The following is a 14,573-nucleotide window of genomic DNA, read 5'->3' as shown; positions in this document are numbered from 1 at the left end:
AACACCGTGGAACGCCCTAGCGGTTGTCATGCCCGTAACCAGTGAAGGGAAGGGTGCCGCCGTGCGCGACACCATCGCAAGAGAGGTCATCTTCAGCCCGTCCCCGTGGGAGCCCCAGATGGGCTACAGCCGCGGCGTGCGGATGGGCGACCTGGTCTTCATCGCCGGCACCGTGGCCGCCGACGGTGCCGGAAACGCCCAGGGGAACGACGCCCGCGAGCAGACCCGCTACGTGATCGAGAAGATCCGCACCTCGCTCCGGCGGCTGGGCGCCGAGCTGGAGGACGTGGTCGCCACCTCGACCCACCTGTCCGACTTCCGGCACTTCGACGACTACGCCGGCGCCTTCCACGCCTACTTCGGCGCCATCACCCCGGTCAACACCACCGTGCAGGCCACGCTGGTCAAGCCGGAGTTCCTGGTGGAGATCAGCGCCATCGCGGTCCTGTCCGGGGACGGCCGATGATCCGGGTCTCCCCCGCCGCGCGCGGCGTCTCCGGGACCGCCCGCGTCCCGCGCAGCAAGCCCCACATGCAACGCGCCATCCTGCTCAGCCTGCTGACCAACGCGCCGAGCATCATCCAGAACCCCGCCTGGTCGTCGGAGGCGCGGCACCTGTTCGAGGCCGCCAGGCAGTGGGGGCTGGAGGTCGCCCGCGACGACGGCGACCGGCTCGTGCTCACCGGCGCGGGCCGGTCGCTGCGGGCGCCCCGCGGGCCGGTGGCCACGGAGGGGTCGGCGTTCAACTTCCGCACGCTGGCCGCGGTGGCCGCCCTCCTGCCGGAGGAGACCCTCCTGGAGGGCAACGCCTCCATGCTCAAGCGGCCCGTCCGCGAGCACCTGCGTTTCGTCAGCGACCTCGGCGGCGCGGTACGCGACCTCAGCGACGGGCGCCGCCTGCGGGTGGGCGTGCGCGGCGGTCCCGCCCCCGGCGGCCGGACCGTGGTCGACACCCGGCACAGCTCCCAGGTGCTCAGCTCGGTGCTGATGGTCGCGCCCCTCGCGGCGCGGCCGGTCCGCATCGACTGCTCCGGCCCGCCCGTCGGCCCCGGCTACGTGGACCTGACCGTGCGGATGATGCGCGAGCAGGGTGCGGCCGTCCGCGAGCAGGGACTGTCGTATCTGGTCGAGCCCTCGGTCTACCAGTCCAGGATCCACCTGGTGGCCTCCGACTTCACCGCCCTGTCCTACGTGGCGGGCGTGGTCGCGGCGGCGCCGGAGGGCGAGCTCGACGTCGTGGACTACCAGCCGTCCACGCTCAGCAGCGAGCGGGACTTCTGGGCCGCCCTGCGGGCGCTCGGCCTGCGCCTGGAACACGATCCGGTCACCCGGGTGCTGCGGATCGGCCGGGGCGTGCCGCCGGGGCCGGTCGTCGAGATCGACGGCCGCAACATCCCCACGGTGGTGCCCACGCTGGCCGCGATCGCGCCCTTCGTGCCCGCCCGGGTGAGCGTGCGCAACGCCGCGCACGTCAACAACCACAAGTGCCGCCGCATCGAGGTGATGGTCCGCGAGCTGCGGGCGATGGGCTGCCACATCGAGGTGACCACCGACCGCGACGGCCAGGTGGACGGCTTCCGCACGCCGGGGCCGAGCCGGCCGGCGGGCGGGGTGACCGTCTCCAGCCACGGCGACCACCGCATCTGCCTCAGCCTGGCCACGGCCGCCGTCGGCGCCCGCCGCCCGACCGTCGTCGAGGGCGTGCAGCACCTGCACGCCAGCTTCCCCGACTTCCCGCACGTGCTGGCCGGTCTCGGCGTCCACGTCGCGCCCGCCGCCTGACCCGGCGGCTCCTTCGACTTTCGAGGTTTCTTCGTCATGCACTCCATCCAGTACAAGCAGCTTCACGTGCGCCCGGCCGCGAGCCTGAAGGGCACGCTCGTGCCACCGGCCTCCAAGAGCTACTCCGCGCGGGCCGTGCTCGCCGCCTCCCTGGCCCCCGGCACCAGCACCATCGAGAACGTGGCCGACAGCCACAACGTCAAGGCGATGATCGAGTGCTGCCGGGCGCTCGGTGCCGTCATGACCCCCGACGGGCCCGGCCGGCTGCGGGTGGCGGGCGTCGCCCGCCCGCGCGACGGCGTCATCCTGTCCCCCGGCAACTCCGGCATCGTGCTGCGGCTGCTCATGGGCGCGGCGGCGCGCAGCCGCGGCGTCACCTTCGCCAGCCCCTACACCGAGTCGCTGGGCCGGCGCGGCAACAGCGAGATGGTCGAGGCGCTGCGCGCGCTCGGCGTCGTGGTCACCGCCGAAGGAGCGGACGGCCGGCTGCCCATCACCCTCGACGGCGCGGGCGCCCACGGCGGCGAGGTGGGCATCTCGGGCCGGCGCAGCTCCCAGTTCCTCAGCGGCCTGCTCTACCTCGGCGGGCTGCTGGACGAGCCGCTCGCCGTGCACGTCACCGACGAGCTGAAGGCCTGGCCGATGGTGCGGACCACGCTGGCGGTGCTGGCCCGCGCCGGCGTCGCGGCCGAGGCCGGCGCGGACCTGCTCACCTACCTCGTCCGGCCCGGCGGCGGGTTCCAGCCGGCCGCGTACGCGTGCGGCAGCGACCCGGCCAGCGTGGCGGCGCTGCTGGCGATCGCCACGGCGGTGGAGTCCGACGTGGAGATCCGCTCCCACGGCCTGGAGGAGCTGGGCGGCGTGCTCGACCACCTGCGCGCCGTCGGCGCCCGCATCGACGAGGACGGGACCACGCTGCGCGTGCGCGGCGGCGGCCCGCTGCGGGCCCGCGACTTCGACGGCTCGCAGGCGCCCGACGCGGTGCTCCCCCTGGCCGCGCTGGCCGCGCACGCCGAGGGCACCAGCCGCTTCACCAACATCGAGCACATCAGGTACAAGGAGTGCGACCGCATCAGCGACTTCCGCCGCGAGCTCACCCGGGTCGGCATCGACTCCGGCGAGACCCGCGACGAGCTGATCGTCCACGGCTCCCCTGGCGGCGTGCCCGGCGGCGTCACGGTCACCAGCCACTACGACCACGCCGTGGTGATGGCCATGAGCCTGGTCGCCCTGCGCAGCCGCCGTGGGCTCACCATCGGCGACCCGCAGTACGTGGCGCAGACGTATCCGGCGTTCTTCGAGGACCTGCGCCGGCTCGGCGCGACGGTCGCCGCCTGAGCGGGAGAGGGGCAGCCATGTGCGGGATCGCCGCCATCATCGACCCGGCCGGGACCGCCGAGGGCCCGGACCGCACCGCGGCCAGGCAGCGCGAGCTGGCCGCCATGCTCGGCCGGATCCGTCATCGCGGCGATCCCGGCTGCTTCGGCGAGAGCCGGGCCGAGGCCGGCGCGGCGCTCGGCACCAATCGCCTGGCCATCGTGGACCGCGAGCACGCCCGGCAACCGCAGAGCGACCCCACGGGCCGCTACCTGCTGGCCTACAACGGCGAGCTGTACGGGTTCAGGCAGCTCAGGGCCGAGCTGGAGCGGCGCGGCCACGCCTTCCGCACGGCCTCCGACACCGAGGTCGTCGTGCACGCCTACCTGGAATGGGGCGAGGCGATGCTGGACCGCTTCAACGGCATGTTCGCCTTCGTCCTGTACGACCGGGTCACCGGCGGCTTCCTGGCCGCCCGCGACCACATCGGCATCAAGCCGCTGTACTACGCGGTGCGCGACGGGGAGTACCGCTTCGCCTCGGAGCAGAAGTGCCTGCTCGGCTTCTCCTCCGACATCCGCGTCGTGGCGCCGGGGACGTACCTGCGCGACGGCCGCGAGCACCGCTGGTTCCACCTCGACGACACGCCGCTGGAGCTCACCGAGCGGGAGGCCGTCGAACGTTACGGCGAGCTGTTCGAGGCCGCCGTGCGCGGCCAGCTCGACACCGACCTGCCGGTGGCCGTGGCCTTCAGCGGCGGCATCGACAGCGCGGCCGTGCTGGCGGTCGCGCTGGAGCACCACCCGGACGTGACCGCGGTCACGGTGGGCTTCGACGGCGCCGCCGACCTCGCCGTCGCCCGGCGCTACTGCCGCGAGCGCGGCGTCCGGCAGATCGTCTCCCGGCTGGACGCGGCCGGCCTGGTGTCCGTCATCCCCGAGGTGGTCCGCGGCACGGAGTTCTTCGAGGCCGTGGACGTGATGGACTCCTGCGTCGGCTACTTCGTCTACCGCGCCGCCCGGCGGCACGGCTTCAAGCTGGCGCTGTGCGGGGAGGGCAGCGACGAGGTGCTGGCGGGCTACGACCTGTTCGCCACCCATCCCGACCCGGCCGGGCTGATGCGCTACCGCGTCGGCAACCTGCACCGTACCGACCTGCAGCGGGTGGACCGCACCAGCATGATGCACTCGATCGAGACGCGGGTGCCGTTCATGGACCGGTACCTGCTGGAGTTCGCCTACCGCGTGCCGATGCGGATGAAGCTGCGCGGCGGCGTGGAGAAGTGGCTGCTGCGGGAGGCGTTCCGCGACCGGCTGCCGGCCTACGTCCGGGACCGCCGCAAGATCCGCATGCCGGACGGCAGCGGCATGAAGAACACCCTGGCCGAGTACGCCGCCGCGCGGGCCGGCCGGGACGACGAGAGCACCCGGCGGCTGGGGATCGACACCCCGCAGGGCCGCTACTTCCTGCGGGCTTACCTGGAGGCCGGTTTCCCGCCGCCCGGGGAGCGGAACCGGCGGGTGGGCCACGACTACTCGCCCAACGGCTACTTCGAGTTCGTGGCGTAGGAGGCCGAGCAGAGTGCGTCCGACGAACGGAGACCGCCGCGCGGTGGCGGTGATCGACCCGGTGTCCATGGGCGGCCCGTACGGGGCCGAGGGCAAGGCCATGGGCCTGTCGATGATCTGTGTGCTGACCCGCGAGCACACCAACCCGAGGGTCGTGCAGAGCTTCGAGCCGCAGCACTACGACGAGATCGTCCGGCACGACTCGCTCCCGGAGACGGTGGCCCGGCTCAGGGCGCTCGGCGTGGCCGCGGTCGTGCCGGGCATCTCGCCCGCGCTGGAGCTGAGCGACCTGCTGGCCGACGCGCTGGGCCTGATCGGCAACCCGCCGGGCACCCTGGCCGCCCGCTGGGACAAGGGCGCGATGAAGGAGCGCTGGACCCGGCAGGGCGTGGCCTGCGCGGCCTTCCACACCTCCGGGCGGCTCGCGGACGTCCTGGCCTGGGCCGAGCAGCAGGGGTACCCGGTGGTGCTCAAACCGCCGTCCTCCAGCGCCGCGACCAACGTGTTCGTGTGCGAGAACGCGCGGGAGGCCGCCGCGGCCTTCGCCACGATCACCGGCCGGCCCGACCTGTACGGCCGCCGCTTCGACACCGTGGTCGCCGAGGAGTACCTGGACGGCGCGGAGTTCTTCGTCAACCTGCTGCACGCGGGCGGGCCGGGAGAGCTGATCTCGGCGGCCCGCTACGACAAGCTCCGCCGCGCCGGCCGGCCCAGCGTCTACCGCAACTTCGCCTCGCTGCCGCTGGACGACCCGGCCGTGGTGGCGGCCCTGCCGTACGTGCGGGCCGCCAACCAGGCGCTGGAGGTGCGTTACGGTATCAACGACACCGAGTACAAGCTGACCTCGCGCGGCCCGCGGGCCATCGAGGTCAACAACCGGCTGCCGGGCGGCGGCACCGCCGAGATGATCCGGGCCTGCACCGGGCGCAGCCCGTTCCAGGACAACATCCGGATCTTCCTCGGCGAGCGGCCGGCCGCCGGGCGGTACCGCTTCCACCGCCACTACAACGTGTGCTGCCTGATCAACGACACCCCCGGCCGGGTGACCGGTTACCGGGGGCTGGCGGAGATCGAGGCCCTGCCCTCGTACGAGGGGGCGCGCATCGTGGCGCGACCGGGCGGGCACTGGCCGCGCACGGTGGACATGGCCACCGCGTGGGGCCTGGTGCGGCTGGTGCACGAGGACCGCGAGCAGCTCCGGCGCGACGCGGAGATCGTGCACGAGCGGGCCGCGCTGGTGGTGAGCTGACCGGTGGAGCGGGAGCTGACCGTTCGCGCGGTGGTCACCGGCCTGGCGATCGGCCTGGTCATGACGGCCGCCATCACCTATCTCGCGCTGTACTCGGGCCTGGCCGTCTCGGCGGCCGTCCCGGCGGCGCTGGTCTGCACCGGCATCGCCCGCGGGACGGCCCGCAGGGCGGCGCTGCGCATGGGCGTGCTGGAGAACAACATCGCCCAGACCATCGCCTCCTCCGGGGAGGCGCTGGCCGTGGGCGTGGTGTTCACGGTCCCGGCGCTGCAGCTCGCCGGCGTGCGGCACGGCCTCGGCTACTGGGAGGTCAGCCTGATGGCGGCGCTCGGCGGGCTGCTCGGCGTCCTGCTGGTGATCCCGCTGCGCAGGCCGGTCACCGTGGACGCCCCCGAGCTGACCTATCCGGAGAGCGTCACCAGCGCGACGATCACCAGGACGGGCGCGGGCGGGCGGCGGGCGCTGCTGCCCGCCGGGCTGGCGCTGCTGGCGGGCGCGGCGTTCAAGTCGCTGTCCGGCGTGGTCCAGGTGATCTCGGGCACGGTCGAGGGTGCCTTCCGCGTCGGCGGCGTGCTCTTCTACGGCGGCGCGGACATCTCGCTCGCGCTGGCCGGCGTCGGCCTGGTGCTGCGGCTGCGGGTGGCGGCGCTGCTGCTGCTCGGCGGCGTGATCTCGTGGGGGGTCGCGATCCCGCTGCTGGCCGGGCCCGCCGGTCCCGCCGGGCTGGTGGCGCTGGCCTGGGACACCTGGCGCGGGCAGGCCCGCTATCTCGGGATCGGCGCGATGGTGGTCAGCGGGTGCTGGTCGGTCGTGCGGGCGCGCGCCTCCATCGGCGGCGGCGTGCGGCACGCCCTGGACGGGCTGCGCCGCGCCGGCCGGGGGGTCGCCGGCGCCGACGCCGACCTGCCCCTGCGGTGGGTGCCGGCGGGCGGCGTGGTGATCTGGGCCGGGATCGCCGGGCTGACCCTGGCGATGACCGGCTCCGCGGTGCTGGCCGTGGTGACCGCCACGCTGGCCGTGGTGCTGGTGTTCTTCCTCGCCGCGGTGGCCGCCACCGTGGTGGGGGTCGTGGGCAACTCCAACAGCCCCGTCTCCGGCCTCGCGATCTGCGCCCTGCTGGCGGCGGCCCCGGTTCTCACCCTGGTCAGGGCGGGCACCGGCACGCCCGTCGTGGCGGCGGCGCTGCTGGTGGCGGTGCTGGTCTGCACCGCCACCGCGACGGCGGGCGACACCGCGCAGCACTTCAAGACCACCCAGCTCCTCGGCGGCACGCCGCGCCGCGTGCAGCTCGTGCAGCTCCTCGGCGTCGGCGTCTTCGCCTTCGTGGTGGCGCCGGTCGTGGTGCTGCTGCTGTCGGGGTACGGCCTCGGGCCGGGCAGCCAGATCAAGGCGCCGCAGGCGGTGGTCTTCGCCAACCTGGCGGGCGCGCTGTTCGACGGCGGGGACCTGCCGGTGGGCATGCTGGCGGCCGGGGCGGGGCTGGGCGTGGTGCTGATCCTGGCCGGCCGGATGTTCCCGAGGCTGCCGGTGATGGCGGTGGCGATCGGGATGTACCTCCCGCTGAGCCTGTCGGTGCCGATGTTCGCCGGCGGCCTGACCGGGGAGCTGCTGGAACGGGCCGCGCGGCGGCACTCGCCGGCGGCCGGCCGCGCCTCCTACGACCGGGCCGTGCTGGTGTGCTCGGGTCTGATCACCGGAGAGGCGCTGGCCGGGCTCGCCGCCGCGGTGCCCCGCTCGATGGGGGTGGACCTGCCGGTTCGGGTGCTGGACAGCGCGCCGCTCTCGCTGGCCGCCCTGGCGGCCGTGCTGGCCGGGGTCTACCGGCACGCCCGCGGGTCGCGGGCCACCGCCGTGCCCGCCGGCCGGGCCGCCGCCGGGGACTGACCACCGCCCAGCAGACCGGCCCAGCAGACCGGCCCAGCAGACCGGGCCAGGAGGGTGGCGCTCAGGAGGGGTGGCGCTCAGGAGGTCAGCAGCTCCTCCTGGGCCTGGCCGAGGGCAGCGAGGACGGCGCCGCGCAGCACCGGGTTGCGGTCGGTGACCGTCGTGGTGCCGACCTGGGGGCGCACCGGGCAGATCCGGGCCACGGCCTCCTCCACCCGGGAGGCCAGCACGTCACCGCCCGCCTGCCCCACCTCCCCGGCCAGCACCACCAGGCCGGGATCGAGGATCACGCACACGGCGGCCACGCCCAGGGCGAGCCGGTGGGCGATCTCGCCGAGCAGCGGCTCGCCGCGGGCGCCGGCGGCCATCGCGACCCGGACGCACTCGCCCGCGCTGCTGGCCGCGAAGCCGTAGCCCTGGGCCAGCTCGGCCACCGCCTCGGCGCTGACCAGCGACTGCAGGCCGCCCGCCAGCGAGGGCAGCCGCCCCGGCTCGGTGCGGATGTCCTCCGGCAGCGGCACCCCGGGCACCGGCAGGTAGCCGATCTCGCCGGCGCTGCCCGAGCGGCCCCGGTGCAGCTTGCCGCCGAGCATGACCGCCAGGCCGAGGCCGCGGCTGGCCCACAGCAGCACGAAGTCGTCCACACCCTTGGCGACCCCGTCGGCGCGCTCGGCGAGGGCGGCGAGATTGACGTCGTTCTCGATCGTCACCTCGCGCCGCAGGTCGCCGGCCAGGGCCTCGTGGATGCCCTCGTGCCAGCCGGGCAGGTCGAAGGAGAACCGTACGTCGCCGCTGCGCGGATCGACCACGCCGGGGGTGCCGATGACGACGCCGCGCAGCTTGCCCAGGCCGATCCTGGCGCTGCGGCAAGCCCTGACGATGGCCTCGTGCACGGCGGCCACCGGCGCCTCGTGGCCCGCCGGATCGACGGTGACCTCGGCGATCGTGTGGCCGTGGATGTCGGCGACGGCCGAGGAGATGCGCTCGGGGCCGACCTCCAGGCCGGCCACGTACGCGCTGGAGGCGATCACCGAGTAGAGGGCGGCGTTGGGGCCCCGCCCGCCGGCCTGCGTGCCGACGACCTCGACCAGGCCGCGCTCCTCCAGCCTGGCCAGCGTCTGCGAGGCCGTGACCTTGGACAGGCCGGTCAGGTCGCCGATCTGGCCGCGGGTCATGGGGCCGGTGGCCAGCAGCAGCTCCAGCGCGGCCCGGTCGTTGATCTCCCGCAGCAGTCTGGGCACACCAGGGCGTCGCTCCACCACGCTGAATCCCCACGGTCGTCGCAGCACGGAATTGACAGGATTGTTGGAAGTTTAGCGCCCGCACCCCGACGGGACGTCGCAGGTGAACGCGAGTTTCCTTCATGATCAGCATGCCAGAGCCCCGGCGCCCGGGGCGACGCCGGACTTCGAATCTCCTGCCCCATCTGACGAGCTTGCGCCTAACCAGTGTTGACCAGGAGGGATAATCGAAAACATGCGCCTTTCCGCTCGAGTCGACTACGCCCTCCGCGCCGCCACCGAGCTCGCCGCCGCCGGTGCGGGCCCCACCACCGTGGGCGAGCTCGCCAAGGAGCAGGACATGCCGCCGAAGTACCTGGAGAACATCCTGCTCCAGATGCGCCGTGCCGGCCTGGTACGCGGCCAGCGGGGTCCCGAGGGCGGTTACGTGCTGGCCCGGCCCGCCGGCGAGATCTCCCTGGCCGACGTGATCCGCGCGGTGGACGGCCCGCTGGCCAACGTCCGGGGCGAGCGGCCCGAGCACGTGGGCTACCGGGGGCCGGCGGAGTCGCTGCAGCAGGTGTGGATCGCGCTGCGCGCCACCGAGCGCTCGATCCTGGAGGAGGTCACGCTGGAGCAGGTCGCCTCCGGGTCGCTGCCCGACCGCGTCCGCCAGCTCGCCGCCGACCCCGCCGCCTGGGACTGACGCCCGTCCTGCGGCTGCCCGGCGGGTTCCTAGACTGGGAGGATGCCCGAGGGAGACGCCGTCTATCGCACGGCCGCCCGCCTGCGCTCCGCCCTGGACGGGCGGGTGCTCACCAGATCCGACTTCCGTGTCCCCCGCCACGCCACCGCCGACCTCACCGGCCGTGCGGTGCTGACCACGCTGTCCCGGGGCAAGCACCTGCTGACCCGCGTGGAGGGTGGCCTGACGGTCCACACGCACCTGCGCATGGACGGAAGCTGGCGGATCGTGGCCGCGGGGGCCCGCGTGCCGCCCGGCGACCAGGTGCGGCTGGTCCTGGCCAACCAGGAGTGCACGGCGCTCGGCGTCAAGCTGGGCATGGTGGACCTCGTCAGGACCGACGACGAGGCGCGGGTGGTCGGCCACCTGGGGCCGGATCTGCTGGGCCCCGGCTGGGACCCGGACGAGGCCGTGCGGAGGCTGCGCGAGGAGCCTGACAGGACCATCGGGGAGGCGCTGCTCGATCAGCGCAACCTGGCGGGGATCGGCACGATCTATCGCGCCGAGACCTTGTTCCTGCGCGGGGTCTGGCCGTGGCGGAGGGTCGGGGAGATCGAGGATCTGGGCGGGCTCGTCTCGCTGGCACAGCGCCTGCTGGCGGCCAACAAGGATCACGCGGGCACGGTGACCACAGGTGATCGCCGCCCGGCGAACGCGACGTGGGTCTACGGCAGGGCGGGAAGGCCGTGTCGCCGCTGCGGCACCCGCATCAGCCGCGGGGAGATGGGGGCGCGGCCACAGGAACGGCTGATCCTGTGGTGTGCGCGCTGCCAGCCTCGCTAGGCAGCCACCATGTCCTTGACCTCGGGGAACACGGAGCCGGAGATCGTCCCGGGAACCGTCTCGGAAAGAGGCAGACGCTCGTGCTCCGGCACGTCGGCGAGCACCGGCGCGGCCTGGAGCTCCGCCAGCGCGAACTGGTCGGACACCTCACGCAGCACCTGTGACAGCGGCACCCCGAGCGCACCGCAGATCGACGCCAGCAGCTCCGACGAGGCCTCCTTCTGGCCCCGCTCCACCTCGGACAGGTAGCCGAGCGAGACACGGGCAAGCGTGGAAACCTCGCGCAGCGTACGTCCCTGGCGCACGCGCAACCGCCTCAGCACGTCGCCGAGCAGCTGACGCAGCAGAATCATCTGTCGCTCCCTCCCCGGCGCGGAAGTCTTCACCACGCCCCGCGCGATCGGATCGTGCCGCACATCGGTCTTCTTCGCTTCGTACATGCTCCTCGCCGTCATCATCGGGCGTCGCCGCCCCTTGACCGCCGCTCGTGCCTCGCCACGCGACTCATCAGGCCCGCCTGCCGGGCGCTCGGTGCTTGCAGTTGGCTCACGGACCTCACTCACAGCTCCACCGTACCCGTATCCACCGACACCGCGTCAGACCGTGCAAGGCATGTTCGCTCGGGACGTAACACGGTAATCATCCGGAATGTTCCCCTATGTTCGCCTTGAGCACACCTGACAGGAGATCAACAGCCTCGTGCACCGTCTCTACCCTGATACGTTCGCGTGACCCCTCCAGTATCAATTCCCGGCCCCAAACCTGCCCGCCGGAGCCGGCGACCGCGGCGTAGACGGTGCCCACGGGCCTGCCGTCCTGCGGCTCGGGCCCCGCCACCCCCGTGACGGCCAGCCCGTACGCCGCCCCGCACACCCGCGCGACCCCCCGCGCCATGGCCACCGCCACCTCAGGATGCACGGCTCCCTCACGCTCCAGCAGCTCGCCCGGCACGCCCAGCAGGCCCCGCTTGAGATCGGTGGCGTAGGAGATCACCCCGCCCCTGAAGGCACGCGACGCCCCCGGCACCGCGGTGATGGCCGCCCCGATGAGCCCCCCGGTCAGCGACTCGGCCACCGCCACCGTCGCGCCCTGGCGCTCCAGCAGGGCGAGCATCCCGGCCACGTCCATCGTCGATCACTCCCCGCGTACCTGCCTGGCCACCTTGCGCAGCCGGATCGCCCTGATCACGTAGTCGGCGCCGGTCACCACGGTGACGACCAGCGCGGCCCCCATCACCACCCAGCGCAGCACGTCGGGCATCCCGGGCAGCAGGTAGAGGACGATCGCCGCGATCTGCAGCACCGTCTTGACCTTGCCGCCGTAGCTGGCCGGGATGACCGCGTGCCGCAGCAGCACGAACCTGAGCGCCGTGATCCCCAGCTCCCGCGCCAGGATCGGCACCGTCACCCACCACGGCACCTCGCCGAGGATCGACAGGCACACCAGTGCCGCCCCGATCAGCGCCTTGTCCGCGATCGGATCGGCGATCTTGCCGAAGTCGGTGATCAGCCCGTAGCGCCGGGCCAGCTCCCCGTCGAGGTGATCGGTGATGGAGGCCACCGCGAACACCGCCAGCGCCGCGATCCGCCAGCCGGTGCCGGGCATGAAGAGACAGACGACGAAGAAGGGGACGAGCACCAACCGGAGGACCGTGAGGACGTTGGCGATGTTCCACGGGCTCACCGCGCGGCGCTCGTCCTTCTTCATGGGCCGGCCTTGATGCGCGCGATCAGGTCGACCCCTTCGGCGTCGACCACGACCGCCCGCACGACCTGGCCCTTGACCAGGCCGATGCCCTGCACGGTGACCGAGCCGTCGACCTCGGGACCCTGGTGGGCGGCTCGGCCCTCGTAGCCGCCGTCACCCAGGTCGTCCTCGATCAGCACGTCGACCTCGGTGCCGATGCGCTCCTCCGCGCGCTGCGCGGTCAGCTCCTCGGCCAGCTCGGTGAGCACCCGCACCCGCTCGTCGATGACGTCCTGGCCGAGCTTGCCCGGCAGGCCGGCCGCCTCGGTGCCGTCCTCGTCGGAGTAGCCGAACACGCCGATGACGTCGAGTCTGGCCGCCTCCAGGAAGCCCACCAGCTCGCCGAACTCCTCCTCGGTCTCGCCGGGGAAGCCCACGATGAAGTTGGAGCGCACGCCCGCCTCCGGGGCGCGCTCGCGCACCGTCTCCAGCAGCCCCAGGAAACGCTCGGGGTCGCCGAAACGGCGCATCCTGCGCAGCACGCCGTTGCTGGCGTGCTGGAAGGACAGGTCGAAGTAGGGCACGACGCCCTCGGTGTCGCAGATCACGTCGATCAGCCCGGGCCGCAGCTCGGCCGGCTGCAGGTAGCTGACCCGCACCCGCTCGATGCCCTCCACGGCGGCCAGCTTCGGCAGCAGCTTCTCCAGCGCCCGCAGGTCGCCGAGGTCCTTGCCGTAGGAGGTGGAGTTCTCGCTCACCAGGACCAGCTCGCGCACGCCCCGGTGGGCCAGCCAGTCGGCCTCGGCCAGCAGCTCGTCGGGGACGCGGGAGACGTAGGAGCCGCGGAAGGACGGGATGGCGCAGAACGAGCAGCGCCGGTCGCAGCCGGAGGCCAGCTTCAGCGAGGCCACCGGGCTCTCGTCGAGCCGCTTGCGCAGCACCCGCGGCCCGCTGGCGGGCGCCACACCGGCCGGCAGGTCGCCGTGGCCGGGGATGCCGGCCTTGGGCGCGGCGGCGCGCTCGACCGGCGTGATGGGCAGCAGGGTGCGGCGGTCGCGCGGCGTGTGGGGCTTGAGCGACCGGCCGGCGAGCACGTCGTCGAGCCGGTCGCCGATCTCGGCGTAGTCGTCGAAGGAGATGACCGCGCTGGCCTCGGGCAGCGCCTCGGCGAGCTCGCCGCCGTAACGCTCGGCCATGCAGCCCGCGGCGACGACCTTCGCGCCGGAGTCGGCGGCGGCCAGCAGCGTGTCGATGGAGTCTTTCTTGGCCGAGTCGATGAAGCCGCACGTGTTGACGACGACGACGTCGGGATCGTCGTCGCCGAGCTGCCAACCGGCAGCCTCGAGTCGCGCGGCCAGCTCCTCGGAGTCGACCTCGTTGCGGGCACAGCCCAGAGTGATCAGCGATGCGGTTCGGCGGGATGACATGGTGAACACTACGGTATCGGCAGTTGGCCACCACCCGATGCACGGGCCCGCCCGAGAAGGCTAGCGGGCCTTCTGCTTGGCCGGGGGCCTGGGTGCCTCGAACGAGGTCCGCACCATCTCGCCACGGCGCCCGAGCCGCTTCACCTTCTTGCCGTTGACCTGCAACGTCACCGCCCCCGCGTCGCTCAGCAGCAGGCTGACCCGGCCCGGCGCCCGCCACTCGGAGGTCTTGCCCGCCTGCAGCGTGCCGGAGAAGAGCCGGCGGCCGTCGCCGTCGTGCACCCCGACGTACGACGAGCGCTTGGCCTTGATCCGCAGGGTGACCAGCTCACGGGCGTTCGCGCCGCGCGACGTCGAGGGCCTGGGCGTCTCGGTGATGGGCGTGTTGGGCGGCACGCTGGGCCGGGCCGAGACCTGCCGCACGCCCGCCACCTGCACCTGGTCGCCGGAGCCGCCCAGCATCCGCATCATCCCGAACACGACCACGATCGTCAGCGCCACGCCGAGCGCCATCGTCCAGTTGGGACCGCGCCGCTCCGGCAGGTGGATCTTCCGGTCGGCCTGGAACACCGCGGCGGCCCGCACCGGCTCCGGTGCCCCGCCGTGCTCCTGGTCGTACTGGTGCACCACGGCGTCAGGGTCCAGCCCCACGGCCGCGGCGATCGACCTGAGGTGCCCGCGGGCGTAGAACGGCCCCCCGCAATGCTCGTAGTCGTCCTGCTCGATGCCCTGGACGATGCTCTCGCGAATACGCGTGGCCTCGCTGACCTGCGCGACCGACATCCCGGCCGACTGCCTGGCTGCCGCCAGCATGGCCCCGACGCTCTGCTGTTCCTGCACGGCGTACGCCTCCCCGATGGCGTCTGGTTCCCCAGCCACGACTCTGCGTAGCGATTCCTATTCAACCAGTTG

General features: G+C 73.3%; 14 protein-coding genes. 8 read left to right on the top strand and 6 right to left on the bottom strand.

The features are described from left to right. Window positions 1–61: 61 nt before the first annotated feature. The 6 genes from AB0H75_RS05955 to AB0H75_RS05930 are packed head-to-tail and all read left to right on the top strand — an operon-like array spanning window position 62 to window position 7,800. Entirely contained in the window at window positions 62–466 is a 405-nt protein-coding gene (locus AB0H75_RS05955; protein ID WP_367791084.1) for a Rid family hydrolase, read from the top strand. After that, the gene (locus tag AB0H75_RS05950; RefSeq protein WP_367791081.1) at window positions 463–1,782 is read left to right on the top strand and encodes a 3-phosphoshikimate 1-carboxyvinyltransferase; all 1,320 of its coding nucleotides are present in this window, start codon (window positions 463–465) and stop codon (window positions 1,780–1,782) included. Before AB0H75_RS05955 ends, AB0H75_RS05950 begins: the two co-directional genes overlap by 4 nt. A 36-nt stretch (window positions 1,783–1,818) precedes the next feature. Continuing rightward, window positions 1,819–3,120 (top strand): 3-phosphoshikimate 1-carboxyvinyltransferase, encoded by a 1,302-nt coding sequence (gene aroA / locus AB0H75_RS05945; RefSeq protein WP_367791078.1) that lies wholly within the window; start codon window positions 1,819–1,821, stop codon window positions 3,118–3,120. Window positions 3,121–3,137: 17 nt separating this feature from the next. After that, window positions 3,138–4,667: an asparagine synthetase B gene (locus tag AB0H75_RS05940; protein ID WP_367791075.1), complete on the top strand. Its 1,530-nt coding sequence runs from the start codon at window positions 3,138–3,140 to the stop codon at window positions 4,665–4,667. A gap of 13 nt (window positions 4,668–4,680) precedes the next feature. Continuing rightward, entirely contained in the window at window positions 4,681–5,916 is a 1,236-nt protein-coding gene (locus AB0H75_RS05935) for a hypothetical protein (protein ID WP_367791073.1), read from the top strand. A 3-nt stretch (window positions 5,917–5,919) separates the two neighbouring features. Beyond that, a complete protein-coding gene (locus AB0H75_RS05930; RefSeq protein ID WP_367791070.1) occupies window positions 5,920–7,800 on the top strand; it encodes an OPT family oligopeptide transporter in 1,881 nt (626 codons plus the stop codon). A 77-nt stretch (window positions 7,801–7,877) separates the two neighbouring features. On the opposite strand, the gene AB0H75_RS05925 is transcribed toward AB0H75_RS05930, so the two are convergent. Continuing rightward, window positions 7,878–9,059 (bottom strand): ROK family protein, encoded by a 1,182-nt coding sequence (locus AB0H75_RS05925; protein ID WP_367792354.1) that lies wholly within the window; start codon window positions 9,057–9,059, stop codon window positions 7,878–7,880. A 217-nt stretch (window positions 9,060–9,276) separates the two neighbouring features. On the opposite strand from AB0H75_RS05925, the gene AB0H75_RS05920 reads away from it, so the two are divergent. Together AB0H75_RS05920 and AB0H75_RS05915 are read left to right on the top strand one after the other, a co-directional pair. Beyond that, a complete protein-coding gene (locus tag AB0H75_RS05920; protein ID WP_367791067.1) occupies window positions 9,277–9,726 on the top strand; it encodes an Rrf2 family transcriptional regulator in 450 nt (149 codons plus the stop codon). Between the two features lie 42 nt (window positions 9,727–9,768). Further along, window positions 9,769–10,548 (top strand): DNA-formamidopyrimidine glycosylase family protein, encoded by a 780-nt coding sequence (locus AB0H75_RS05915; protein ID WP_367791064.1) that lies wholly within the window; start codon window positions 9,769–9,771, stop codon window positions 10,546–10,548. Here the strand turns inward: AB0H75_RS05915 and AB0H75_RS05910 are convergent. From AB0H75_RS05910 to AB0H75_RS05890, 5 genes are all read right to left on the bottom strand, one after another. Continuing rightward, complete coding sequence (locus tag AB0H75_RS05910) at window positions 10,545–10,901, bottom strand: helix-turn-helix domain-containing protein (RefSeq protein WP_367792351.1); 357 nt, start codon at window positions 10,899–10,901, stop codon at window positions 10,545–10,547. The two genes, AB0H75_RS05915 and AB0H75_RS05910, sit on opposite strands and share 4 nt — an antisense overlap. 286 nt (window positions 10,902–11,187) lie before the next feature. Further along, window positions 11,188–11,676: a CinA family protein gene (locus AB0H75_RS05905; RefSeq protein WP_367791062.1), complete on the bottom strand. Its 489-nt coding sequence runs from the start codon at window positions 11,674–11,676 to the stop codon at window positions 11,188–11,190. A 6-nt stretch (window positions 11,677–11,682) separates the two neighbouring features. Then, window positions 11,683–12,255 carry a CDP-diacylglycerol--glycerol-3-phosphate 3-phosphatidyltransferase gene (pgsA, locus tag AB0H75_RS05900; protein ID WP_367791060.1) on the bottom strand — a complete coding sequence of 191 codons (573 nt, stop codon included), beginning with the start codon at window positions 12,253–12,255 and terminating at the stop codon, window positions 11,683–11,685. Then, complete coding sequence (gene rimO / locus AB0H75_RS05895; protein WP_367791057.1) at window positions 12,252–13,661, bottom strand: 30S ribosomal protein S12 methylthiotransferase RimO; 1,410 nt, start codon at window positions 13,659–13,661, stop codon at window positions 12,252–12,254. Before rimO ends, pgsA begins: the two co-directional genes overlap by 4 nt. Before the next feature lie 60 nt (window positions 13,662–13,721). Continuing rightward, window positions 13,722–14,540, bottom strand: a complete 819-nt coding sequence (locus AB0H75_RS05890; RefSeq protein WP_367791054.1) for a helix-turn-helix domain-containing protein — start codon at window positions 14,538–14,540, stop codon at window positions 13,722–13,724. Window positions 14,541–14,573: the final 33 nt, after the last annotated feature.

Source organism: Nonomuraea sp. NPDC050783 (assembly GCF_040802095.1).
Lineage (GTDB): Bacteria > Actinomycetota > Actinomycetes > Streptosporangiales > Streptosporangiaceae > Nonomuraea.
This window is presented reverse-complemented; position numbering and strand designations above follow the sequence as displayed.

Bases quoted from the DNA above. Each gene is read 5' to 3' on its own strand.
- AB0H75_RS05905 (WP_367791062.1), bottom strand. From the start codon at position 11,676: ATGGACGTGGCCGGGATGCTCGCCCTGCTGGAGCGCCAGGGCGCGACG.
- pgsA (WP_367791060.1), bottom strand. From the start codon at position 12,255: ATGAAGAAGGACGAGCGCCGCGCGGTGAGCCCGTGGAACATCGCCAAC.
- aroA (WP_367791078.1), top strand. From the start codon at position 1,819: ATGCACTCCATCCAGTACAAGCAGCTTCACGTGCGCCCGGCCGCGAGC.
- AB0H75_RS05910 (WP_367792351.1), bottom strand. From the start codon at position 10,901: ATGATTCTGCTGCGTCAGCTGCTCGGCGACGTGCTGAGGCGGTTGCGC.
- AB0H75_RS05950 (WP_367791081.1), top strand. From the start codon at position 463: ATGATCCGGGTCTCCCCCGCCGCGCGCGGCGTCTCCGGGACCGCCCGC.
- AB0H75_RS05940 (WP_367791075.1), top strand. From the start codon at position 3,138: ATGTGCGGGATCGCCGCCATCATCGACCCGGCCGGGACCGCCGAGGGC.
- rimO (WP_367791057.1), bottom strand. From the start codon at position 13,661: ATGTCATCCCGCCGAACCGCATCGCTGATCACTCTGGGCTGTGCCCGC.
- AB0H75_RS05915 (WP_367791064.1), top strand. From the start codon at position 9,769: ATGCCCGAGGGAGACGCCGTCTATCGCACGGCCGCCCGCCTGCGCTCC.
- AB0H75_RS05920 (WP_367791067.1), top strand. From the start codon at position 9,277: ATGCGCCTTTCCGCTCGAGTCGACTACGCCCTCCGCGCCGCCACCGAG.